Origin of the sequence: Variovorax frigidus, assembly GCF_051216515.1 — a bacterium.
Classification (GTDB): domain Bacteria; phylum Pseudomonadota; class Gammaproteobacteria; order Burkholderiales; family Burkholderiaceae_C; genus Variovorax.
Window position 1 is genome coordinate 166,892 of the sequence record NZ_JBPJZF010000006.1, and the last position, 22,341, is coordinate 189,232.

A 22,341-nucleotide genomic window follows, 5' to 3' on the forward strand; every position below is an offset into this window, starting at 1 on the left:
CACGCATCCATGACCCACGCACTGCTCGTCGACTTCCAGATCCAACCCGCGCAGGCCGAAGCCTTCGCCGAGGCCATCGCGCACAACGCGCAGCGTTCGCTCGGCGACGAGCCGGGCTGCAGCCGCTTCGACGTGTGCCGCGACCCGCAGGACCCGGGTGCCTTCTTCCTCTACGAGCTGTACGACGACCTGGCCGCCATCCAGGCACACCTGGCCTCGCCGCACTTCCTCGCCTTCGATGCGTTGACGCGCGACTGGGTCGTGCGCAAGGCGGTGCGCACGCATGTGCTGGCGGTGCCGCAATGAGCGGCAGCGTCTTGAAGCTCGGCTGCATCGCCGACGATTTCACCGGAGCCACCGACCTCGCCAACAACCTGGTGCGCGCGGGCATGCGCGTGGTGCAGGTGATCGGCGTGCCCGAAGGGCCGTTGCTGGCCGAGGTCGATGCGGTCGTGGTCGCGCTCAAGTCGCGCACCATCCCCGCGCAGCAGGCCATCGACCAGTCGCTGGCCGCGCTGCGCTGGCTGCAGGCGCAGGGCGCGCAGCAGATCTACTTCAAGTACTGCTCGACCTTCGACAGCACGCCGGCCGGCAACATCGGGCCGGTGACCGAGGCGCTGATGGACGCACTCGACACCGCCTTCACCATCGCCACGCCGGCCTTCCCCGACAACGGCCGCACGGTGTTCAAGGGCCATCTGTTCGTGGGCGAGCTGCTGCTCAGCGACAGCGGCATGAAGGACCATCCGCTCACGCCCATGACCGACGCCAACCTGGTGCGCGTGATGCAGGCACAAACGCGCCGCAAGGTCGGGCTGATCGACCATCGCACCGTGGCGCAGGGCGACGCGGCCATCCGCGAACGCATCGCCGTGCTGCGCGCCGACGGCGTGGGCGTGGCCATCGTCGATTCGGTCACCAACGACGACCTGCTGCGGCTCGGCCCGGCGCTGGCCGGCATGCCGCTGGTCACGGCGGGCTCGGGCGTGGCGATCGGTCTGCCGGCCAACTTCGGGCTCGCACCGTCGGCGGGTGCCAGCGCGTTGCCGCCCGCGGGCGGCCTGCAGGCCGTGGTGTCGGGCAGCTGCTCGGTCGCGACCAACCAGCAGGTGCAGCACTTCATCGACGGCGGCGGCCCGGCCTTCGCGATCGATCCGCTGCGGCTCATGGCCGGCGACGACGTGGTCGCGCAGGCGTTGGCCTGGGCCGCGCCGCTGTTGGCCCAGGGTCCGGTGCTGGTCTATTCGACCGCCGAGCCCTCGGCCGTGAAGGCGGTGCAGGCGAAGCTGGGCGTCGACGAAGCCGGTGCGATGGTCGAGCGCGCGCTCGCGGCCATCGCACGCGGCCTGGTCGCGCAGCACGGCGTGCGCCAGCTGCTGGTGGCCGGCGGCGAGACCTCGGGTGCCTGCGTGCAGGCGCTGGGCATCGCGCAACTGCAGATCGGCGCGCAAATCGATCCGGGCGTGCCGTGGTGCCATGCGGTGGCCGAAGCCGCGCCGCTGCACATCGCGCTCAAGTCGGGCAACTTCGGCAGCGCAGACTTCTTCACCAAGGCCTTCAGGGCCCTGACATGACGGAGAACCAGGCGCGCGACGAGATCTGCCGTGTCGGCCGCAGCCTCTTCGAGCGCGGCTACGTGCACGCCACCGCGGGCAACATCAGCGTGCGGCTCGACGACGGCTTCCTGATCACGCCCACCGACGCCTGCCTGGGTTTCCTCGACCCCGCGCGGCTGGCCCGGCTCGACGCGCAGGGCGTGCAGACCGGCGGCGACCGCGCGAGCAAGACGATCGCGCTGCACCGTCGCATCTACGTGGCCGCCACGCGCTTCGACGCCCAGACACGCTGCGTGATCCACACCCACAGCACGCACTGCGTGGCGCTCACGCTGCAGCCGCGCACCGACGCAGAGCTGCTGCCCGCGCTCACGCCCTACTTCGTGATGAAGGTGGGCCACGTGCCGGTCATTCCCTACCACCGACCCGGCGCCGAGGAGGCCGCCGAAGCCGTGGCGCGGGCGATCGAACAGCGCGGCGCGCAGGGCACGCCGATCCGCGCCGTGATGCTCGAACGGCTCGGCCCCAACGTCTGGCACGACACGCCGGCCGCTGCGATGGCCACGCTTGAAGAATTGGAAGAAACGGCGAAACTCTGGCTGTCCGCTGCAGAGAAACCGGCGCCGCTCACGGCCGGACAGATCGACGAACTGCGCCGCCACTTCGGTGCGCGCTGGTAACCCCTTCCAAACCAAGAGACACGCCATGCCCCGCTTCGCCGCCAACCTCTCGATGCTTTACCCGGAGCTCGATTTCCTCGACCGCTTCGAAGCCGCCGCGAAGGACGGCTTCCGGGGCGTCGAGTACCTGTTCCCCTATGCCCATCCCGCGGCCGAGATCGCTGCGCGGCTCCAGGCCAACGGGCTGCAGCAGGTGCTGTTCAATGCGCCACCCGGCGACTGGGAAGCCGGCGAGCGCGGCCTGGCCTGCCTGCCCGGCCGCGAGGCCGAGTTCCGCGAAGGCATCGCACGCGCACTCGACTACGCCGCGGCACTCGACTGCCCGCGCGTGCACGTGATGGCCGGCCTGCTGCCCGCGGGCATGGCGCGCGAGACCGCCAAGACGACCTATGTCGAGAACCTGCGCTGGGCCGCGGCCGAGGCCGAAAAGGCGGGCCGCGACCTGCTCATGGAACCGATCAACACCCGCGACATCCCGGGCTTCTTCCTCAACCGGCAGGACGAGGCGCACGCCATCGTCGAGGCCGTCGGCTCGCCCCGGCTCAAGGTGCAGTTCGACCTGTACCACTGCCAGATCGTCGAAGGCGACGTGGCGATGAAGATTCGCCAGTACCTGCCCACGGGCCGCGTCGGCCACCTGCAGATCGCGGGCGTGCCCGAGCGCCACGAGCCCGATGTGGGCGAGATGAATTACGGCTACCTGTTCGGCGTGATCGACGCGGTGTCGGCCCAGAGCGGCTGGGACGGCTGGGTCGGCTGCGAGTACCGGCCCGCGCGCGGTGCCGTGGCCGGCGGCACCTCGGCCGGCCTCGGATGGCTGCGCAGCCTGCCGAACGGCGGTGCCAAGGCGTGAGGCTCGAGGCCGTCCGCATCCCGCCGCGCCTGTGCGGCTTCGATCCCGCTGAGGCCCGCGTCTTCGACGTGGTGCTCGAGGGCGCGCGCGTGGCCTCGGTCACGCCCACGCCCGGCCAGCCGGCCGCGCGCGGCACGCTGATCAGCGCACCGGTCGACGCGCATGTGCACCTGGACAAGAACTACACGGTGCAGGAGGTCGGTGCCGCGCAGGGCGACCTGTTCACCGCCATCCGCCGCATGAACGCGCACCGCGCGGGCTGGACCGCCGAGACCCTGCGCCCGCGCATGGAACGCGCGCTGCAGGAAGCCTGGCGCTCGGGCACGCGCGCGCTGCGCACGCACCTCGACTGGGTCGAGCCCGAGGCGCCGGTCGCACTGGGCGTGGTCGAGGCCTTGCGCGAAGCATGGCAGGACCGCGTCGCGCTGCAGTTCGTCTCGCTCACGCCGCTCGACGTGTTCGCCGATGCCGCGGCGGGCGAGCGCATCGCGCAGGACGTGAAGCGCGCCGGCGGCGTGCTCGGTGCCTTCGTCTACCGCAACGAGAACCTGGCCCCCACACTCGGCCGCGTGTTCGAACTCGCGCAAAGGCACGGCCTGGCGCTCGACTTCCATGTCGACGAAGGGCTGGACGTCGAGGCCACGGGGCTGCGCACCATCGCCGAATTGGCGATCCAGCAGGGTGGCGGCCTGCCGGTCGTCTGCGGCCATGCGTGCTCGCTCGCGATGCAATCCGATGCGGACGCGGCCCACACGCTCGCGCTGTGCACGCAGGCGGGCCTGCACCTGATCGCGCTGCCGACCACCAACCTCTATCTGCAGGGTGCCTGGGACCGCACGCCGGTGGCGCGCGGCATCACGCGCATCCGCGAGGCGGCCACGCATGGCGTGCGCGCCAGCCTCGCGACCGACAACGTGCAGGACGCCTTCTATCCCTACGGCGGCTACGACCTGCTCGAGACCTTCGGCCTGGGCGTGCAGGTCGCGCACCTGGCGCCCGCGCTCGACTGGCTCGACACGATCACCCTCAACCCGGCACGGGCGCTCGGCCTGGCCTGGGACGGCCGCATCGCCGCGGGCTGCCCGGCCGACCTGCTGCTGCTCGCGGCCACCGACGAACACGAACTGCTGGACCCCCGCGGCCGACGCCGCACCGTCATCCGCGCGGGCCGCACACTGGAGAACATGGCATGAGCATGGGCAAACCGATGGCCAACTACGCGGCCGCCAAGCGCGTCGGCGACTTCGTCTTCATGAGCGGCGTGGTCGCGGTCGATCCGTCGATCCGCCGCGCGGTCGCGGGATACGACGACATCCCCGCTTCGGCGCGCGAGGCGCTGGGCACGCTGGGCTACGCCACCGGCCAGATGTCGGTCGACGTGTTCGAGGCCGCGATCGTGGCGCAGAGCTGGTTCGTGCTGGAGCGCATCCGCCAGCTCGCGGCCGAGCACGGCGGCACGATGGACGACGTGGTGAAGCTGGTGCAGTACTTCCGCCACTTGCCGCACTACGCCTTCTACAACCGCGTGCGCGGCCTGTTCTATCCGGGCGCGCCGCCGGTCAGCACGGTGGTCGAGGTGTCGCGCTTTCTGCCGGGCGACGAGGTGCTGGTCGAGGTGGAAGCCACGATGTACTTCCCCGCGCGCGCTACCTGACGCCGGCGCCCTTCAACAGGAAGGCCAGCACCTGCGCGCTCAGGTAGCGCTGGTCCTTCTCGTCGTCCTGCGGCGCCACGCCGCGGTAGTAGGCGATCTGGGTCGCATGGTCGGCGTAGAACTGCGTCACGGCCCAGATGTGGCACAGCACCAGCAGCGGGTCGGACTTGTCCATCAGCCCCTGGTTCATCCAGTTCTGGATCACGGCGGCGGCCTGCTCGGTGCGCTGCTTGCTCGTGTCCATCAGCGCGTTGAGCACCGGTGCGCCGCGCATCATCTCGGCGGTGAAGATCCGCGAGCGCAGCGGGTGCCGGAACGAGAACACCATCTTGCGCTGGATCAGGTCGCCCAGCACCTTGCGCGGGCCGAAGGCCTCGTCGGCAAAGCCGAACACGCCGATCCAGTCGGTCAGGATGTCCTGCAGCACCTGGCGGTAGAGCGCTTCCTTGCTCTCGATGTAGTAGTGCAGCTGGGCCTTCGACAGCCCCGCCTTGTCGGCGATGGCCTGGGTCGAGGCGCCGGTCAGCCCCTCGCTCGCGAACACCTCGATCGCCGCCTGGTAAATGGTGCCGAGCACCTGCGTGTACTTGCGCGAACGTCCGCGCGTGGCGGGCGCCTCGGGCGCGACCGGTTCGTCGGAGGCCGCGGAAGCGGGGGCGGTGTCGGTCGGCGGGGTCATGTTCGAAACGAATGGTGCCAGAGACGGGCGCGCTCGCGCCTGTCGCGCGTCAAATGTCGAGCACCAGCGCCTCGCCCACCGCACGCGCGCAGCACAGCGCGATCTTGTGGCTGCGTTCGCTGCGCGTGAGGCAGAAGTCGCGGTGCTCGGCGCCCGCGCCTTCGCCCGGCACCACGCAGGTGCCGCACAGCCCCTGCTGGCACGAGACCGGGATGTCGATGCCCACCCCGTGCAGCGCATCGACCGCGGTCTGGTCGGCCGCGACCGGCACCGTGATGCCGCGCTGCGCGAGCCTGAGCACGAAGGGCTTGCCCGTCGCACCACCGGCATCGACCGGCGCCGCGAAGTACTCGGCGTGCAACGCGTCCTCGGGCCAGTGGGCCGCGGCCTGGCGCACCGCGTCCATGAAGCCCGCCGGGCCGCAGACGTAGAGGTGCGTGTCGGCCGCGGGCTCGGCCAGCAGCGCGCGCAGGTCGATCTTCTGGCTCGCGCCTTCGCGGTCGAGGTGCAGGCGCAGGTGCGGCGCAAGCGCGGGGTCGCGCAGCGCCGCGGCGAAGGCCAGGTGCTCCTCGCTGCGTGCGAACAGGCACAGCGTGAAGTCGGCGCCGCTGCGCGCGAGCGACTGCGCCATCGCCAGCAGCGGCGTCATGCCGATGCCGCCGGCCAGCAGCAGGTGCCGCCGCGCGGCGGCCTGCACCGGGAAGGTATTGCGCGGCGCGCTGATGGGCACCAGGTCGCCCTCGCGCACGCGCTCGTGCATCGCGGCCGAGCCGCCGCGGCTCGCGCCTTCGCGCTTGACGCCGATCAGGTACGACAGCGGTGCCGCATCGCCGCCGTCCTGCGCCAGCGAGTACTGGCGCATGAAACCGCCCGGCGTGTGCACGTCGATGTGCGCGCCGGCCTGATAGGCCGGCAGTGCGCGGCCCAGCGGATGCGTGAACTCGAAGGACAGGATCTCCGGCGTCTGGCGTGCGATGCGCGCGACGCGCACCGTCAGGATGCGTTCGAGCATGGTTACTTGACCAGCGCCTTGCGGATGTCCAGCCCGGTGCCCTTGTTGACGAACTGGGTGGTGTAGGCGTCCTTGTAGTTGAAGTCGGTCGGCTTGTAGAGGCCGGCCTCGACGGTCTTGTCGTAGAAGTCCTTCATGCGCGCATCGCTGATGGCGCCGATGCCCTTGGTCGGCGCATCGCCCACGTCCATGTGCGCGCGCAGCACGGGGATCGACTTCTCGACGTAGTCGTCGCTGATGTCCGGGTTGATCTTCTGGATCATCGCGTCGGCCGCCTTGCGGTCGCCGTAGAGGTAGTTGTAGTGGCCGATGTTGGTCGCCTCCACGAAGCGGCGCACCAGGTCCGGCTTGTTCTTGACCAGGTCCTGGCGCGTCTCGATCACCATGCCGTAGGTCGACCAGCCGGCGTCGGCCAGCGACAGCACCACCGGCTTGAAGCCGGCCTGCTTCTCGACCGCGAAGGGCTCCGAGGTGGCATAGGCCTGCTGCACCGACTGCTTGTCGGCGAGGAACTGCGACAGGCTGTAGTTGTAGGGGCGCACCTGCTCGTCGCGCATGCCGTAGGCCTTCTTCATCCACTGCCAGTAGCTGATCTGGCCGTCCTTGGCGAGCAGCACGGTCTTGGCCTTGGCCAGGTCGGCGAACTTCTCGAAGCCCTGGCCAGGGTGCGCAATGATGGCCTGCGGGTCCTTCTGGAAGTAGGCGGCGACCACCACGGTCGGCACCTTCTGCTTGATGTTGTCGAAGGCCATCAGCAGGTTGCCGGTCATGAGGAAGTCGACCTTGCCGGCGGGCAGCATCGGCCGGTTGTTGACCTGCGGGCCACCCTGCTGGATCTCGACGTCGAGGCCGAACTTCTTGTAGGTGCCGTCGGCCAGCGCCTGGTAGAAGCCGCCGTGGCCGGGTTGTGCGCGCCAGTTGGTGGCGAGCACCACCTTGTCCTGCGCGAGGGCGGCGAAGGCGGTGCCGGCGAGCAGCGTCGACAGCAGTGCGCGCGCGATGAAGGGGGCTTGGAATCGCATGGGAATGCCTTTTGTGGGTTTGTTTGGGAATGAAGAAAAAGCTCAGGCGTCGCGCGCCATTTCCGGGGTCCAGCCGCGGGTCTTGCCGGGGTTCATCAGCCCCATCGGGTCGCTGCGTTTCTTGAATTCGATCTGCCGGTCGTCGATGGCCTTCATGCCGCCGTCCTCGATGGTGTAGACGTGCGGGTTGAAGATCAGGCAGCCGCCCTGCGACTCGATCTCGCGCATCACCGCGTACTGGTGCGCCTCGTCCTTCCAGCGCACCAGCAGGATGCCGAAGGTGCCGTAGGCGCCACCGGCGCGCGCGAAGTCGTGGTGCTGCAGCACCTCGTCACCGAAAAGCGCGAGATGCCGGTCGACCACAGCCGGATCGAAGGGCTGCGCATAGGCCACCTGCAGGTAGGTCCAGCTGCGGTCGACCTTGAGCGCCTGCAGCGTCGTGTGGTTGAACGCGCACTCGTAGGCCGGCGGCAGGCCCCGTGCCACCAGTTCGGCCTCGGTGCCGGCCAGCGAGACGGTGCCGCCGTGTGCCGCGACCAGGGCACGGAAGCGGTCCATCGATTCGGGCGCCACCATGGTGAAGGCCGCATGCCGGTCGGGCGGGAACAGCGCGCCCATCTGCACGTAGTACGGCGAGAAGCGCGCCTCGACGGTCGACAGCAGGAACAGGTCGATCTCGGGCGTGCTCGCGGCCACGCTGAAGTCGAGCGCACCGCGGTAGGTCTCGAACAGCGCGGTGCAGTGCACCCATTCGATGGCCGGGCTCAGCGCGACCTCGACATCGAGAATCACGCCGTTGGTGCCGAAGGCATGCTGCACCTGCTGGATCTCGTCGCCCTGCAGTTCGATGACGCGTGGCTCGCGCTCCACCGTCATCACGCGCGCGCGCAGCATGTTGCCCGGATCGCGCAGGATGCCGTGGCGCACCGAGCCGATGCCGCCGAAGCCGCCCGAGATGAAGCCGCCGATCGAGGCCACGTGCCAGGTCGAGGGCCACATGCGCAGCGCCTGGCCGGTCTCGGCCACGGCCTGCTCGATGTCGTGCATGCGCGCGCCGGCCTGCACCCGCACCCGACCGTCGTCGATCGCGAGCACGCGGCACATCTGCGTGACGTCGATCACCAGCCCGTTGTGCAGCGGCACGCACTGGCCGTAGTTGCCGGTGCCGCCGCCGCGCACGGTCAGCGGCAGCTTCCACTTGGCGGCCACCGCGCAGACCTGGCGCACGTCGTCCTCGGTGCTGACCTTGACCACCAGGTCGGCCAGGCAGTCGGCGAGCTGCGCCGTGAGGATCGGGCTGTACCAGTAGAAGTCGCGCGAGAGCTGCCGGCGCTGGCCCGGCGCGTCGATGAGGTTCAGGCCGTGCAGGTCCGCGCGCACCGCGGCCCAGTCGATGGATGCCGTCGTGTTCATCGTTCCCTCCGCATCTCGCTCTCGTGCCAATGGCCGAGCACCATGCGCGACAGCGCGGCGAACACCAGAAAGATCGCGATGCCCAGCAGCGACACCAGCAGCAGCGCGGCGAACATCATCGGGATCTCGGTGCGGAAGCTCGACTCGAGGATGCGCGAGGCCAGCCCGGTCTCGCGGCCCGCGGTGCCGGCGGTGAACTCCGCCACCACCGCGCCGATCAGGCTCAGGCCGCCCGCGATCTTCAGGCCCGCCATGAAGTAGGGCAGTGCGCTGGGCGCGAGCAAATAGCGGAAGGTCTGCCAGGGCGAGGCCTTGTAGAGCTGGAACAGGTCGCGCAGGTTGCTGTCGGCGCTCTTCAAACCGATGACGGTGTTCGACAGGATCGGGAAGAAGGCCACGATCCAGGCGCACAGCAGCAGGGCCGCGGTGGTGCTCGAGACATAGATCAGGATCAGCGGCGCGATGGCGATGACCGGCGTGACCTGCAGGATCACCGCGATCGGGAACAGGCCGATCTCGACCCACTTGAACAGCGCGAAGGCGATCGCCAGCAGCACGCCGCCCACGATGGCCGCGAGCAGCGCCAGCAACGTGAGCTTGACCGTGAACCACAGCGCGCTCGACAGCGAGCCCCAGTTCTCGAACAGCGTGTTGAGGATCAGCGAAGGCGCGGGAATGATGTAGTGCGGCACGTTGTTGATGCGCACCAGCGCTTCCCACACCCCCAGCAGCAGCGCGACGACGGCGATGGGCACCACGATGCGCAGCGCGCGGTCGCGCCGGCGCAGGCGTTCGTCGCGCGCGCGCAATGCATCGGCGGAGGTGGCGTCGCCGTCCTGGAGGGCCACGCCGGGCTCAATGATCGATGTCGATGCCATGGAGGGCTCCGTGCAGGGATTGCGACACTGCGGTGCAGTGGGCGTTGTAGCGGCTCGAGGTGCGGAAGGCTTCCCCGCGCGGATAGGGCTCGTCGATGCGGATCTCGTCGATCACGCGGCCCGGGCGCGCGGCCATCACGACGATGCGGTTCGACAGGTAGACCGACTCGTAGACGCTGTGCGTGACGAAGATCACCGAGAAGCGGTGCTCGCGCCAGATGGCCAGCAGGTCGTTGTTGAGCTTGATGCGCGTCATCTCGTCGAGCGCGGCGAAGGGCTCGTCCATCAGCAGCAGGCGCGGATGCGTGACCAGCGCACGCGCGATCGACACGCGCATCTTCATGCCGCCCGAGAGCTCGCGCGGGTAGACGTCGGCGAAGCGCGACAGGCCCACCATCTCCAGCACCTGCTCGACCACCGGTGCGGCCGCGTCGCGGCTCCGGCCGGCCAGCTTGAGCGGCAGCCAGACGTTGTCGAAGACCTTGGCCCAGGGCATGAGCGTGGGCTCCTGGAACACGAAGCCCAGCTCGCGGTCGCTCTTGCTGCCACCGGTGTTCTCGCGCGACCAGACGAGCTCGCCCGAGCTGGCGCGCGTCAGGCCGGCGATCAGCCGCAGGGCCGTGCTCTTGCCGCAGCCCGAGGGGCCGAGGAAGCTGATGAAGTCGTGCTCGCCGCAGTCGAGCGTCATGCCCTGCAGCGCGAGCGTGCCGTTGGCGAAGCGCTTGCCGACGTTGCGCAGGCTGACCAGCGGCGGCGTGGCGGCGGCCGTGACGGGTGTGGAGGCGGTGTCCATGCTCAGCGCCATGCGGGAACGTTGTCCAGGCGCGAGAGCGGAAAGCGGTCGACCTCCTGCAGCAGTTCCACGAAGCGCCGGCCCACGTGGTCGAGCACGGCCGCGCCCTTCTCGGCGGTGGCGCGCGTGGCGTCGCCGGCCGCGCCCGCGGGGTTGATGTCGTGCATCTGCCAGCCGAGCTTGCCGGTGGGCGTGATCGACAGGAATTTGTTCTCGCGGGCCAGGTCTTCCGTCATCGAGTGGAAGTTCTGGAATTTGTCGGACTGCACGTCGTCGGGCGTGAGGTGCAGCATCACCGAACTCTCGAGGTCGCCGGCATGCACGCCGTGCTTGCCTTCGTGCGCGGTGAACAGGCCATCGGGCAGGCCCAGCGTGTACCAGTTGGCGGACACGACCATCATGTCGTGCGCCTCGCGCAGGTCGCGCCCCACGATGTCCATCACGCCCATCTGGCCGCCATGGCTGTTGTAGAGCACCAGCTTGCGCACGCCGGCCTTGGCCACGCAGGCGCCGATGTCCTTCCACAGTGCGATCAACGTGGCGGCCGACACGGTCAGCGTGCCCGGGTAGCGCGAATGCTCGTTGCTCTTGCCGTAGGCCACGGTCGGCAGGAACAGCACCGGCAGGTCGTCGGGCAGGTGGGGAATCGTCGCCCGCACCATGCCGTCGATGGTGGCGGTGTCGGTCGACATCGGCAGGTGCGGCCCATGCTGCTCGGTCGCGCCCACGGGCAGCACGGCGATCAGCCGTTCGCGGTCGAGGCGGGAAAACTCTTCGCTGGTCAGGTCGGACCAGTAGCGCGTGCGCAAGCGTGTCGTCATGGGCAGGTCTTCCTCTTGTGGTGGGGAATCAAAATTATCCGAGTGGTCAATAGTAATGGGGCTAGCGACTAACCCTGAGCAAAGGCCGTGCCGGGAGTTCAGGATTCTCCCAGGAAAAATTGGGATGCAAGCCGGGTATAGCGCCCCGAAGCGGGGCGCCGCCTGAGTCAATACTTGTACGACTGGTCAATTTTTAGGATGCAACCGCGCGTTGAGAACGCGTGCAGGGGCCGTCGCGAGCGCCCCGAGCCTGCGTCGAGGACCGGAGCCGCACTCCGGTGCGGTGAGGACCGCAGGTGCGGGATCGGGGGGCGCAGCAGGCCCCCGCCCGCGTTCTCAGCGGCGGACGACGTAGCGCTTCACCACCGGCGGCCCGTCGCCCAGGTGGAAGGCCAGCCGGCGCTCGCGCAGCGCCAGGTCGGCCGCGGTCGCGCGATGGAAGCGGCGCAGGTGGCCGGTCCAGGACTCGTCGACGATCTCCTCGACGTAGCGGCCCGGCTCGGCGATGTCGTGCAGCAGCTCCCAGCCGATCGCACCCTCGCTCAGGCGCGTGCGGCGCGTCTGCTGCATCACTTCCTGGAAGGCCGCGGCGCGCGCCGGATCGATCAGGTACTCGACCATGATCACCAGCCGCCCCTCGCCCGGCGGCGCATGCGGCGGCACGTCGGCCCAGCCCGGTGCGGCCGGGCTCACGTCGTCGTCGACGCCGCCGTCGACCACGTAGCGCAGCGCCGCGCCCATCATCAGCACGCCGGTCACGGCCGCGATCAGCAGGCTGGCCTGCAGCGAGCTCACGGTGGCGATCTGGCCCCAGAGCGCGGCCCCGAAGGCGCTGGCGCCCATGATCGACATCTGGAACATCGACATGCCGCGCGCGCGCACCCAGTCGGGCAGCGCGAGCTGCGCCGACACCGACAGCGAATTGGCCACCGTGATCCAGGCCGCGCCGCCGACGAACATGGCCGGCACCGCCACCCAGGTGTTGGGCGCGACCGCCATCACCGCGGTCGCGGCCGACTGCAGCAGCGCGCCGCGCAGCACGAGCTGGTCGCGCACGTAGGCCTGGCGCAGCCGCGGCATCACCAGCACCGCGCTGATCGCGCCCGAGCCCATGGCCGCGAGCAGCAGCGTGAAGGTGCCGGCACCGCCGCCTTCGAGGCCGCGCGCCAGCAGCGGCAGCAGCGCCAGCAGCGCGGTCGAGTGCAGGAAGAAGATCGAGATCCGCACCAGCACCGCGCGCATGCGCAGCGACTGGCGCACGAACTGCACGCCCACGCGCATCGCGCTCACCAGCTTCTCGCGGCCCAGCGGATTGGGCGTGTGCTCGCGCCGCCAGCGCAGCACGATGAAGCCCGAGGCCACCGACATCACGGCGTTGAGCATGAAGACCCACAAGGTGCCTGCGCTGGCGATCAGCGCGCCGGCCACCAGCGGGCCGACGATGCGCGAAGCGTTCATCGCGATGCCGTTGAGCCCGAGCGCGGCCGGCAGCTGGGGCCGCGGCACCAGCTCCGGCACGATGGCCGAGAACACCGGCCAGCGCAGCGCCAGCCCGATGCCGTTGGCGAAGGTCAGCGCCAGCAGCAGCGGCGCGCTCATCATGTCGAGCGCCACCGCGATGCACAGCACCACCGCCACGCCGGCCAGCCAGAACTGCGTGGCCATCAGCCAGCGCCGCCGGTCGAGGATGTCGGCCAGCGCACCGCTGGGCAGCCCCAGCAGGAACACCGGCAGCGTGGAGGCCGACTGCACCAGCGCGACCCAGATCGGCGTGGTGGTCAGCGTGGTCATCATCCACGCGGCCGCCACGTCGTTCATCCACATGCAGACGTTGGCCAGCAGCCAGGTGCTCCACAGCATGCGGAAGACCGGCAGCTTCAGCGGCTCGAAAGGCCCGACGCGCGCGGGCTTGGCGCGCGGCGGGGAGAGGGGTGTTTCTTCGGGGGAGATGGGGGGCATCGGTTGGGCTATTGTGGCCGGACAATGAGGGTGACCGGCCCGACCAACGAACCGCCAGACGAAAGAGCCCCGTCATGCATGACATGGAAGCGCACCTCGCCAGGATCTTGCTGGCGAGGGTACTGAGCCGTACGGAGACACAACAATGGGAGACCAAACGCGTCTCCGGCAAGATGGTGGGCAAGGCACTGGAGACCGTGTGCGCATTCGCCAACACACAAGGCGGCTGGCTGATTCTTGGCGTCGAGGATGCAGCCAAGGCCACAGGAATCGATCGGATCTACGGCATTGCCGAGAATCCGGAAGCTGTCGACGAACTCGCGCGAAAGCTGCAGTCGCACCTCTTGCCTCAGGTGCAGGACGTTCAACTCTGGCGGGTGCCTTGCACGCTGCGCAGTGGCGAAGCCGGTTCGCTGATCGCCGTCCATGTGCCACCGAGCGAAAAAGTGCACTCGATCCTCGATGCAGGAACCTGGACGCGCGGAGAGGCGAGCAATCGCGAGATGTCGGCCAGCGAGATCACGGAGTTGTCGTACCGCCGCGGCGTGCGCAGCGCCGAGTCAGAAGCGGTGGATGTGGATTTCGAGCTGATGGACACCGACACCTGGCGCTTGTTTCTTCGCGGCCGCGCGTTGGCAGCCACCGGCATTGCCGATCAGCTCTACCGAATCGGCCTGGCCAAGAAGGTCGGCGGCGAGCTCCGGCCGTCGCGCGCCGCGGTCCTGCTGTTCGCAGACCATCCAGGTGCCCTGCTGGCAGCCATGGGCACTCGTGCCGACGTGCGCGTCTTTCACTACAAGGGCAACACCATAGAGTCGGGCGAGGTACCCAATCTGAAGAAGGCACCCAAGACGCTCTCCGGCCCGATCTACAGACTGATCGAACAGACGCACACCTACGTGCTGGACGAACTCGCCGAAGGATTGACGCTGGCCACGTCGGGCTTCAAGACGATTCATCGCTATCCGGAAAGAGTGATCAAGGAAGCCCTCACCAACGCACTCATTCACCGCGACTACCGGCTGAACCGTGATGTGCAGGTCCGGATCTTCGACACGCGCATCGAGGTTGCGAGCCCAGGGCTGTTCCCAGGTCGCATCACTGCGGCCACGGTTCATCGCCTGGGATCGTTCGCACGCAATCCACTGCTCGCCAGCAACCTGCGCGAATTTCCGGAGCCGCCCAATGTCGATGCAGGCGAAGGGGTCCGCATGATGTTCAGCCTCATGAGAGCGAACAGTCTTTACCCCCCTCAGTACCGAGAGCATCGTGACCAGGCCCAGGAAGCCATCGTCGTGACGCTGCTGAATGAAGAGCGCCCGCCGATCTGGGAGCAGGTCAGCGACTGGATGGATCGAGAGGGCCCGATCGCCAACAGCGATCTCTGTCAGATCGCTGGCCTCGATACCCTGAAAGCATCCAAGATGCTCAAGCGCTGGGTTGACCAAGGCTTGTTGGTCGCAGATCCAAGCCGAGGCAAGCGGAACATGGTCTACAGCAAACCGGGGCGTCTGGCCAGCGGCGATTTATTAGCTGGCGGCACAGATAACAAACCGGCGAGATAAAGAATATTGTTTCAAGACAACCACTTACGTGGGCCTTTATTATCTTTCTCAAGCGTCAATGCCGTGTATCTCAACCCGCCGTTCGATGCGCGCAGACGGCACCAGAAGTGACTCACTTCTTCACCCCCAGGTGCCCCAGCGGCAACGCATGGCTCGCCTTGACCTCCCCCAGCGAGAAGCTGGTGTGCAGGTCTTTCACGTTCGGCAGGTTCATCAACTGCTGGCGCGCGAAGGCCGAGAAACCGTTGAGGTCCTGCGCCACCACCTGCAGCTCGAAGGTGCCGGTGCCGCTGATGTAGTGGCAGGCCACCACCTCGGGCATCTTGCGGATCGCGTCCTCCAGCTTGCGCGTGGCCTCGTGGGTCACGCGCTCGGTGTCGACGCGCACGAAAGCGAGCACGCCGAGCCCTATCTTGTGGCGGTCGATCTCGGCCCGGTAGCCCTTGATGAAGCCGGATTCCTCCAACGCCCGCACGCGGCGCCAGCACGGTGCGGCCGACAGGCCCACGCGCTGGGCCAGTTCGGCATTGGTGAGGCGGCCGTCGGCCTGCAGTTCTTGCAGGATGGCGAGATCAAACTTGTCGAGGCTTTCCATTTAGCTCGATTCTAAGAAAGAATCTTCCCCAAATCGTTGTTTGAAGGGCCCAGAAAGCAAACACCTGTCGGTAACGCAGGCATACACTTTGCGTGCACCATGGGCCCCATGCCCTACCCGGGCACAGACCCCATAGCCAGGCCCACGAGGCCATGCCACCAGGAGACAAGACGATGAACGCCCCCCTGCCCGAGCACATCCGCAAGGCACTTGAGACGGTAACGCTCGACGACAAATACAGCCTCGACTACGGCCGCGCCTTCATGAGCGGTGTGCAGGCCCTCGTGAAGCTGCCGATGCTGCAGCGCCTGCGGGACCAGCAGAACGGCAAGAACACCGCCGGCTTCATCAGCGGCTACCGCGGCTCCCCGCTGGGCGGCTACGACCAGGCGCTGTGGAAGGCCAGCAAGTACCTCAAGGCGCAGAACATCGTGTTCCAGCCGGGCGTGAACGAGGAGCTCGCGGCCACCGCGCTATGGGGCACGCAGCAGCTCGGCTTCTCGCCGCAGGGCACCAACAAGTTCGACGGCGTGTTCGGCATCTGGTACGGCAAGGGTCCGGGCGTGGACCGCTGCTCCGACGTCTTCAAGCACGCCAACATGGCGGGCACCACCGAGTTTGGCGGCGTGATCGCCGTGGCCGGTGACGACCACATCTCGAAGAGCAGCACGGCCGCGCACCAGAGCGACCACATCTTCAAGGCCTGCGGCACGCCGGTATTCTTTCCGACCGACGTCCAGGAAATCCTGGACCTGGGCATCCACGCCTTCGCGATGAGCCGCTTCTCGGGCGTGTGGTCGGGCATGAAGACGATCCAGGAAATCGTCGAGTCCAGCGCCACCGCGATGATCGACCCCGAGCGCGTGCAGATCGTCATCCCGACCGACTTCGAGATGCCGCCCGGCGGCCTGCACATCCGCTGGCCGGACCATGCGCTCGAGCAGGAAGCGCGGCTGATGCACTACAAGTGGTATGCCGCGCTGGCCTACATCCGCGCCAACAAGCTCAATCACAACGTGATCGAAGGCCCGAACGACCGCTTCGGCATCATGGCCAGCGGCAAGGCCTTCAACGACACGCGCCAGGCGCTGATCGACCTGGGCCTAGACGACGCGGCCTGCCGCCAGCTCGGCATCCGGCTGCACAAGGTCGGCGTGGTGTGGCCGCTCGAGGCCCAGCTCACGCGCGACTTCGCCACCGGCCTGCAGGAAATCCTGGTGGTCGAGGAGAAGCGCCAGGTCATCGAGTACCAGCTCAAGGAAGAGCTCTACAACTGGCGCTCCGACGTGCGGCCCAACGTGGTCGGCAAGTTCGACGAAGGCCTGGGCGCGAGCGCCGACGGCTACTCCGGCGGCGAATGGTCGATGCCCAACCCGACCGCGCACACGCTGCTGCGCGCCAACGCCGACCTGAACCCCGCGCTGATCGCCAAGGCCATCGTGCAGCGCCTCAAGAAGACCGGCCTGTTCGACCAGGCCGGCGCCGACATGCGCGCGCGCATCGACGCCCAGCTGGCGATCCTCGAGGCCAAGGAGCGCTCGATGGACGTGCTCAAGCTCGGCGGCGTGCAGGGCGCCGACCGCCTGCCCTGGTTCTGCTCGGGCTGCCCGCACAACACCAGCACCGTGGTGCCCGAAGGCTCGCGCGCCCTGGGCGGCATCGGCTGCCACTACATGGCGACCTGGATGGACCGCAGCACCATCGGCTTCACGCAGATGGGCGGCGAGGGCGTGCCATGGATGGGCCAGCAGCCCTTCACCACCGACCAGCACATCTTCGCCAACCTGGGCGACGGCACCTACTTCCACAGCGGCCTGCTCGCGATCCGCCAGAGCATCGCGGCCGGCGTGAACATCACCTACAAGATCCTCTACAACGACGCGGTCGCCATGACCGGTGGCCAGACCGTCGGTGAACGCCCCGAGGGTCACTCGGTGCTGCAGATCGCGCAGAGCCTGCAGGCCGAAGGCACGGCGAAGATCGTGATCGTCACCGACGAGCCCGAGAAGTACGAGGGCGTGAAGGTCGCGGGCGATCCCGAGATCAAGCACCGCGACCTGCTCGACGAGATCCAGCGCGAATTCCGGGAGATCAAGGGCACGACCGCGATCATCTACGACCAGACCTGCGCGACCGAGAAGCGCCGCCGCCGCAAGCGGGGCACGGCCGTCGACCCGGCCAAGCGCGTGGTGATCAACGAGCTGGTGTGCGAAGGCTGCGGCGACTGCAGCGTGCAGAGCAACTGCCTGTCGGTGGAACCGCTCGAGACCGAGTTCGGCCGCAAGCGCACCATCAACCAGAGCAGCTGCAACAAGGACATGAGCTGCCTCAAGGGCTTCTGCCCGAGCTTCGTCACGGTCGAGGGCGGCGCCCTCAAGAAGAAGGCCAAGAACAAGGCCAACTCGCCGTTCGAGCTGGGCCCGCTGCCCGAGCCGGCCGTGCCGCAACTCGCACGCGACCAGGTCTGGGGCGTCGTGGTCGCAGGCGTCGGCGGCACCGGCGTGATCACCATCGGCCAGCTGCTGGGCATGGCCTCGCACATTGAAGGCAAGGGCATCGTCACGCAGGACGCGGCCGGCCTCGCGCAGAAAGGTGGCGCCACCTGGAGCCACGTGCTGATCGGCGACTCGCAGGGCGCAATCCGCACCACGCGCGTGGGCACCGCGGCGGCCGACCTGATTCTCGCGGCCGACCCGCTGGTGGCGGTCAACGCCGAGACCCTGGCTCGCATGCTCGAAGGCCGCACGCACGTGGCGCTCAACAGCCACAGCACGCCGACGGCCGCCTTCGTGCGCAACCCCAACTGGCAGAACCCGCAGGACGACTGCGCCAACCAGATCGCCCGCATCGTGGGCCTGGACGGCCTGGGCAGCTTCGACGCCGACGCCGCCGCCGTCTCGCTGATGGGCGACAGCCTGTACGCCAACCCGATGCTGCTGGGCTACGCCTGGCAGAAGGGCTGGCTGCCGCTCGAGTACGCGTCGCTGATGCGCGCGATCGAGCTCAACAACGTCGCGATCGACAACAACAAGACGGCCTTCGAGTGGGGCCGCCGCGCGGCGTACAACCTGGCCTCGGTGCAGAAGCTGGTGTCGCCCGGCCAGGTGATCGAGTTCAAGAAGCGCGAGACGGTCGACGGCCTGGTGAAGCGCCGCGTCGAGTTCCTCACGGCCTACCAGAACGCCGCCTATGCCGAACAGTACCGGGCCTTCGTTGCCAAGGTGCAGCAGGCCGAGACGGCGGCCGTGGGCAAGACCACGGTGAGCGAATCGGTGGCGCGCTACCTGTTCAAGCTGATGGCCTACAAGGACGAGTACGAAGTCGCGCGGCTGCACACCGACCGCAGCTTCCTCGACCGCGTCAACGGCATGTTCGAAGGCGACTTCAAGCTCAACTACCACCTGGCGCCGCCGATCATCGCCAAGAAGAACGCCAAGGGCGAGCTGCAGAAGCAGAAGTTCGGCCCCACCATGCTGACCGGCTTCAAGCTGCTGGCCAGGCTCAAGGGCCTGCGTGGCACGGCCCTCGACATCTTCGGCCGCACCGAGGAACGCAAGACCGAACGCGCGCTGATCGGCGAGTACCGGGCGAGCATCGAGGAAGTGATCGTCGGCCTGACGGCGGCCAACCACGACGTGGCGCTGGAGATCGCGAAGCTGCCCGAGCAGATCCGCGGCTACGGCCACGTGAAGGACCGCAACCTGGCCGCCGCGCGCGTGCGCTGGACCGCGCTACTGGCCAAGTGGCGCAACCCGCAGGGCGAGCGCGCCGCGGCCTGAGATCGCTCGCCCCACGGGGCGATCACCCATGAAAAAAGCGCCTTGCGGCGCTTTTTTCATTTCCGGATGAGCGAGGGGCTCAGGGTTTGGTGTCGGCGAAGCTGGGGCGCAGCATCAGCTTGTCCTGCAGCTTCGCCAGGTTGGCGTACGAACCGCGCCAGTCGATCTCGGGGAAGCGGAACTCGACCCAGCCCAGCGCGCAGCCGACCGAGATGTCCGACAGGCTCAGGTGGATGCCGCTGCAGAAGGGCTTGTCGCCCAGGCCCTTGGCCATGGCGGCGATGCCGGCGATGACCTTGCCGCGCTGGCGGTCCATCCAGGCCTGGCTGCGCTCGCCGTCGGCGCGGTGTGGCCAGGTGGCTTCGAGACGCAGCAGCACGCCGGCGTCCATCACGCCATCGGCCAGCGCCTCCCAGGTCTTGACCTCGGCACGCTCGCGGCTTTGCTGCGGGATCAACTTGCCGACCGGCGACAGCGTGTCCAGGTACTCGACGATCACGCGCGAATCGAACATGGCCTCGCCGCCTTCCATCACCAAGCAGGGCACCTTGCCCAGCGGATTGGAACTGGCGATGGCGGTGTCCGCCGACCACACGTCTTCGATGGCGAACTGATAATCGAGCCGCTTTTCGGCCATGACCACACGCACCTTGCGAACGTAAGGACTGGCGGCAGATCCGATCAGTTTCATTGGGTTTCTCTCTCTTTCCCCCTCGGGGCATCCTCGTTCTGTAGCGCTTTGATTCTAGTGTGAGGCCACGCCGCGCCACACACCTTGGCGACCTCGGCCGCCGGCGCATGCAGAATCGTGGCGCATCACCAACGAGGGAGAGAGAGAAAAGCCATGGACATCGACGCAGCGGCCGCCACGGCGCCCGAACGCCACCCCGTGCGCTTCACGGCCAGCGGCAGCGAATACTTCCGGATCTGGATCGTGAACCTGCTGCTGACCGTGGTCACGCTGGGGCTCTACCTGCCCTGGGCCAAGGTCCGCAAGCTCAAGTACTTCTATGCCAACACCTGGGTCGGCGGCGATGCGCTCGACTTCCACGGCGACCCGACGCGGATGCTGCGCGGCACGCTGATCGCCGGGGTCTTCCTGATCGCCTACCTGGTGGCCGGCGCCTTCTCGGGCTGGGCGGAGTTGCTGGCCGCCGTGGCCTTCGTGGGCCTGTGGCCGGCGCTGTTCCACGCCTCCCTGCGCTTCCGGCTGGCCAACACGAGCTGGCGCGGATTGCGCTTCCACTTCGCGGGCGACCTGGCCGGTGCCTATGGTGCGATGCTGCCGCCGCTGATGCTGGCGGTGCTGCCGCTGGCCGTCGCCGGCCTGACGGTGGACGCCGGCAGCACAGAGCCCTCGCCCCTGGCGTCCGGCCTGATCGGGGTGAGCATGCTGGCCTTCGCGGCCTGCGTTCCCTTCTTCCTCTGGAAGCTGCGCCGCTACCAGCACGACCACTTCACGCTCGGCGGGCTGCAGACCCGCCTCACGGCCAAGGCCGGCAGCGTCTACGGCGTCTTCCTCCGGATGCTCGGGCTGGGCATCGTCGCCTTCGTGGGCATGGCGCTGGTCTTCGGGCTCTTCGCTTCCCTCGGCCTGATCGGCCGCAAGAGCGGCGCGAGCGGCGCCGTCCTCACCCTGCTGGGGATGTTCGCGATCGGCGGCGTGCTGCTGTTCAACATCCTGCCCCAGTCCTATTTGCAGGTGCGCCTGCAGAACCTGTTCTGGTCGGCCACCGGCAACCCGGTGCTGCGCTTCGACAGCCAGCTGAAGCTGGGCCCCTACATCGGCCTGCAGCTGAAGAACTTCCTGCTGATCTTCCTCACGCTGGGCCTCTACTGGCCCTTCGCCGTGGTCCGCACGCGGCGCGCCCGCCTCGAGGCCGTGACGCTGGAGACGCGCGGCTCGCTCGACGCCCTCACGCGCACCGCCGGCCAGGAGAACCCGGCGGCGGTCGGCGACATGGCGGCCGACCTGTTCGGCATGGACATCGGACTCTGAACGCCATGACCGAGGCGCTGGACGCGCGCTATTTCGACGGCCGCAGCAGCCGGCCGCACCTCGCACGCCTGCAGATCGCCGATGCGCGGCTGCAGGTCACGCCGCTCGGGGACGGCGCCGCCGCACCCTTCGCCGTGCCGCTGGCCGACTTGCGCTGGCCCGAGCGCACGCGCCACGGCGGCCGCCTGCTGGCGCTGCCCGACGGCGCCAGCGTGCAGGCACAGGACGTGGCGCAATGGGACGCCTGGGTCGCGCGCCAGGCGGGCGTGACCGAGAGCCACGTGGTGCGCGCGCAGCAGAGCTGGCGCGGCGTGGCCGTCGGGCTGGTGCTGCTGCTCGCCGCGGTGGCCGCGATGTACCAGTGGGGCCTGCCCTGGGCGGCGCGCGGCGTGACGGCCCTGGTGCCGCGGCAGGTCGACGTGCTGATCGGCGCCAAGGCCCTGGCCCAGCTCGACGACACGATGCTGCGCCCGAGCGCACTGCCCGTCGCCGATCAGGAGCGCCTGCGCCGGGCCTTCACCCGCATGGTCGAGGCCGCGCACCCCGAGGGCGCGCCACCCTGGAACCTGCAGTTCCGCCAGGGCCGCGACAAGGCGCTGGGCCCGAATGCGCTGGCGCTGCCGGGCGGCACGCTCGTGCTGACCGATGCGCTGGTGCAGCTGCTGCCGGGCGACGACGACGCGGTGCTGGGCGTGCTGGGCCACGAGTTCGGCCACGTGCGGCTGCGCCATGCGATGCGCCAGCTGGTCCAGGCCTCGGCTGTCGGCTTCGCGGTGTCGGTGGCCTTCGGCGATTTCGGCACGCTGATCGGCACCGCACCGGTGCTGCTGGCCACGCTGGGCTACTCGCGCGACGCCGAACGCGAGGCCGACGAGGAATCGGTGCGGCTGATGCGCGCAGCCGGCATCTCGCCGCGCGCCATGGCGGGCTTCTTCGAGGCCATCGAGCGCTGGCGCGGTACGCAGCAGCGCGGCGACGCGCAGGCCACATCGATCGGCCTGGCGTTCGCCACCCATCCGGCGACGGCCGAGCGCATCGCCTTCTTCAAAGCCGCGGCCGAGTAGCCCCGGCGGCGGCCCGCCT

At 68.6% G+C, this 22,341-nt stretch carries 20 protein-coding genes; 10 read left to right on the plus strand and 10 right to left on the minus strand.

Annotated elements, in window-relative coordinates:
- The first annotated feature begins 9 nt into the window (after positions 1-9).
- Genes ACSFBC_RS18855 through ACSFBC_RS18880 form a run of 6 tightly spaced genes read left to right on the plus strand, consistent with a single transcriptional unit; the run spans position 10 to position 4,743 of the window.
- Positions 10-306: a putative quinol monooxygenase gene (locus ACSFBC_RS18855; RefSeq protein ID WP_435511879.1), complete on the plus strand. Its 297-nt coding sequence runs from the start codon at positions 10-12 to the stop codon at positions 304-306.
- Positions 303-1,574 carry a 3-oxo-tetronate kinase gene (gene otnK, locus ACSFBC_RS18860; protein ID WP_435511880.1) on the plus strand — a complete coding sequence of 424 codons (1,272 nt, stop codon included), beginning with the start codon at positions 303-305 and terminating at the stop codon, positions 1,572-1,574. The genes ACSFBC_RS18855 and otnK overlap by 4 nt, the downstream gene beginning before the upstream one ends.
- Positions 1,571-2,236 (plus strand): class II aldolase/adducin family protein, encoded by a 666-nt coding sequence (locus ACSFBC_RS18865; protein ID WP_435511881.1) that lies wholly within the window; start codon positions 1,571-1,573, stop codon positions 2,234-2,236. Before otnK ends, ACSFBC_RS18865 begins: the two co-directional genes overlap by 4 nt.
- A 25-nt stretch (positions 2,237-2,261) precedes the next feature.
- Complete coding sequence (gene otnI / locus ACSFBC_RS18870; protein ID WP_435511882.1) at positions 2,262-3,089, plus strand: 2-oxo-tetronate isomerase; 828 nt, start codon at positions 2,262-2,264, stop codon at positions 3,087-3,089.
- Positions 3,086-4,282: an amidohydrolase family protein gene (locus ACSFBC_RS18875; protein WP_435511883.1), complete on the plus strand. Its 1,197-nt coding sequence runs from the start codon at positions 3,086-3,088 to the stop codon at positions 4,280-4,282. Before otnI ends, ACSFBC_RS18875 begins: the two co-directional genes overlap by 4 nt.
- Positions 4,279-4,743 (plus strand): RidA family protein, encoded by a 465-nt coding sequence (locus ACSFBC_RS18880; RefSeq protein ID WP_435511884.1) that lies wholly within the window; start codon positions 4,279-4,281, stop codon positions 4,741-4,743. Before ACSFBC_RS18875 ends, ACSFBC_RS18880 begins: the two co-directional genes overlap by 4 nt.
- On the opposite strand, the gene ACSFBC_RS18885 is transcribed toward ACSFBC_RS18880, so the two are convergent.
- The 8 genes from ACSFBC_RS18885 to ACSFBC_RS18920 form a co-directional block, all read right to left on the minus strand.
- Positions 4,736-5,422, minus strand: a complete 687-nt coding sequence (locus ACSFBC_RS18885) for a TetR family transcriptional regulator C-terminal domain-containing protein (protein WP_435511885.1) — start codon at positions 5,420-5,422, stop codon at positions 4,736-4,738. The genes ACSFBC_RS18880 and ACSFBC_RS18885 overlap by 8 nt on opposite strands.
- Before the next feature lie 49 nt (positions 5,423-5,471).
- Positions 5,472-6,434: a PDR/VanB family oxidoreductase gene (locus ACSFBC_RS18890; protein ID WP_435511886.1), complete on the minus strand. Its 963-nt coding sequence runs from the start codon at positions 6,432-6,434 to the stop codon at positions 5,472-5,474.
- Positions 6,435-6,436: 2 nt separating this feature from the next.
- Positions 6,437-7,456 (minus strand): ABC transporter substrate-binding protein, encoded by a 1,020-nt coding sequence (locus ACSFBC_RS18895; protein WP_435511887.1) that lies wholly within the window; start codon positions 7,454-7,456, stop codon positions 6,437-6,439.
- 42 nt (positions 7,457-7,498) lie between these two features.
- Positions 7,499-8,869 carry an FAD-binding oxidoreductase gene (locus ACSFBC_RS18900; protein ID WP_435511888.1) on the minus strand — a complete coding sequence of 457 codons (1,371 nt, stop codon included), beginning with the start codon at positions 8,867-8,869 and terminating at the stop codon, positions 7,499-7,501.
- Positions 8,866-9,747, minus strand: a complete 882-nt coding sequence (locus tag ACSFBC_RS18905) for an ABC transporter permease (RefSeq protein ID WP_435511889.1) — start codon at positions 9,745-9,747, stop codon at positions 8,866-8,868. The genes ACSFBC_RS18900 and ACSFBC_RS18905 overlap by 4 nt, the downstream gene beginning before the upstream one ends.
- Complete coding sequence (locus tag ACSFBC_RS18910) at positions 9,725-10,540, minus strand: ABC transporter ATP-binding protein (RefSeq protein ID WP_435511890.1); 816 nt, start codon at positions 10,538-10,540, stop codon at positions 9,725-9,727. Before ACSFBC_RS18910 ends, ACSFBC_RS18905 begins: the two co-directional genes overlap by 23 nt.
- Before the next feature lie 2 nt (positions 10,541-10,542).
- Entirely contained in the window at positions 10,543-11,361 is an 819-nt protein-coding gene (locus ACSFBC_RS18915; protein ID WP_435511891.1) for a creatininase family protein, read from the minus strand.
- Between the two features lie 336 nt (positions 11,362-11,697).
- Positions 11,698-13,320, minus strand: a complete 1,623-nt coding sequence (locus ACSFBC_RS18920) for an MFS transporter (protein ID WP_435511892.1) — start codon at positions 13,318-13,320, stop codon at positions 11,698-11,700.
- 74 nt (positions 13,321-13,394) lie between these two features.
- Here ACSFBC_RS18920 and ACSFBC_RS18925 point away from each other — a divergent pair, with 74 nt between their 5' ends.
- Positions 13,395-14,885, plus strand: coding sequence for an RNA-binding domain-containing protein (locus tag ACSFBC_RS18925; RefSeq protein WP_435511893.1), 1,491 nt, complete (start codon positions 13,395-13,397; stop codon positions 14,883-14,885).
- 112 nt (positions 14,886-14,997) lie between these two features.
- Here the strand turns inward: ACSFBC_RS18925 and ACSFBC_RS18930 are convergent, their stop codons facing one another.
- A complete protein-coding gene (locus ACSFBC_RS18930) occupies positions 14,998-15,480 on the minus strand; it encodes an Lrp/AsnC family transcriptional regulator (protein ID WP_435511894.1) in 483 nt (160 codons plus the stop codon).
- Between the two features lie 173 nt (positions 15,481-15,653).
- Here ACSFBC_RS18930 and ACSFBC_RS18935 point away from each other — a divergent pair, with 173 nt between their 5' ends.
- Complete coding sequence (locus ACSFBC_RS18935) at positions 15,654-19,259, plus strand: indolepyruvate ferredoxin oxidoreductase family protein (RefSeq protein ID WP_435511895.1); 3,606 nt, start codon at positions 15,654-15,656, stop codon at positions 19,257-19,259.
- 79 nt (positions 19,260-19,338) lie between these two features.
- Here ACSFBC_RS18935 and ACSFBC_RS18940 read toward each other — a convergent pair whose 3' ends face one another.
- On the minus strand, positions 19,339-19,950 hold the full coding sequence (locus ACSFBC_RS18940; RefSeq protein ID WP_435511896.1) for a glutathione S-transferase N-terminal domain-containing protein: 612 nt from the start codon (positions 19,948-19,950) through the stop codon (positions 19,339-19,341).
- 153 nt (positions 19,951-20,103) lie between these two features.
- Between ACSFBC_RS18940 and ACSFBC_RS18945 the strand changes: the two genes are divergently transcribed.
- Positions 20,104-21,258: a YjgN family protein gene (locus ACSFBC_RS18945; RefSeq protein ID WP_435511897.1), complete on the plus strand. Its 1,155-nt coding sequence runs from the start codon at positions 20,104-20,106 to the stop codon at positions 21,256-21,258.
- A gap of 5 nt (positions 21,259-21,263) precedes the next feature.
- Complete coding sequence (locus tag ACSFBC_RS18950) at positions 21,264-22,322, plus strand: M48 family metallopeptidase (RefSeq protein WP_435511898.1); 1,059 nt, start codon at positions 21,264-21,266, stop codon at positions 22,320-22,322.
- The last annotated feature ends 19 nt before the right edge of the window (positions 22,323-22,341 follow it).

Coding starts and splice junctions, on each gene's coding strand:
- ACSFBC_RS18900 (WP_435511888.1), bottom strand. CDS start 8,869: ATGAACACGACGGCATCCATCGACTGGGCCGCGGTGCGCGCGGACCTG.
- ACSFBC_RS18915 (WP_435511891.1), bottom strand. CDS start 11,361: ATGACGACACGCTTGCGCACGCGCTACTGGTCCGACCTGACCAGCGAA.
- ACSFBC_RS18855 (WP_435511879.1), top strand. CDS start 10: ATGACCCACGCACTGCTCGTCGACTTCCAGATCCAACCCGCGCAGGCC.
- ACSFBC_RS18895 (WP_435511887.1), bottom strand. CDS start 7,456: ATGCGATTCCAAGCCCCCTTCATCGCGCGCGCACTGCTGTCGACGCTG.
- otnI (WP_435511882.1), top strand. CDS start 2,262: ATGCCCCGCTTCGCCGCCAACCTCTCGATGCTTTACCCGGAGCTCGAT.
- ACSFBC_RS18905 (WP_435511889.1), bottom strand. CDS start 9,747: ATGGCATCGACATCGATCATTGAGCCCGGCGTGGCCCTCCAGGACGGC.
- ACSFBC_RS18940 (WP_435511896.1), bottom strand. CDS start 19,950: ATGAAACTGATCGGATCTGCCGCCAGTCCTTACGTTCGCAAGGTGCGT.
- ACSFBC_RS18880 (WP_435511884.1), top strand. CDS start 4,279: ATGAGCATGGGCAAACCGATGGCCAACTACGCGGCCGCCAAGCGCGTC.
- otnK (WP_435511880.1), top strand. CDS start 303: ATGAGCGGCAGCGTCTTGAAGCTCGGCTGCATCGCCGACGATTTCACC.
- ACSFBC_RS18930 (WP_435511894.1), bottom strand. CDS start 15,480: ATGGAAAGCCTCGACAAGTTTGATCTCGCCATCCTGCAAGAACTGCAG.
- ACSFBC_RS18910 (WP_435511890.1), bottom strand. CDS start 10,540: ATGGACACCGCCTCCACACCCGTCACGGCCGCCGCCACGCCGCCGCTG.
- ACSFBC_RS18935 (WP_435511895.1), top strand. CDS start 15,654: ATGAACGCCCCCCTGCCCGAGCACATCCGCAAGGCACTTGAGACGGTA.
- ACSFBC_RS18945 (WP_435511897.1), top strand. CDS start 20,104: ATGGACATCGACGCAGCGGCCGCCACGGCGCCCGAACGCCACCCCGTG.
- ACSFBC_RS18890 (WP_435511886.1), bottom strand. CDS start 6,434: ATGCTCGAACGCATCCTGACGGTGCGCGTCGCGCGCATCGCACGCCAG.
- ACSFBC_RS18865 (WP_435511881.1), top strand. CDS start 1,571: ATGACGGAGAACCAGGCGCGCGACGAGATCTGCCGTGTCGGCCGCAGC.
- ACSFBC_RS18920 (WP_435511892.1), bottom strand. CDS start 13,320: ATGCCCCCCATCTCCCCCGAAGAAACACCCCTCTCCCCGCCGCGCGCC.
- ACSFBC_RS18925 (WP_435511893.1), top strand. CDS start 13,395: ATGCATGACATGGAAGCGCACCTCGCCAGGATCTTGCTGGCGAGGGTA.
- ACSFBC_RS18950 (WP_435511898.1), top strand. CDS start 21,264: ATGACCGAGGCGCTGGACGCGCGCTATTTCGACGGCCGCAGCAGCCGG.
- ACSFBC_RS18885 (WP_435511885.1), bottom strand. CDS start 5,422: ATGACCCCGCCGACCGACACCGCCCCCGCTTCCGCGGCCTCCGACGAA.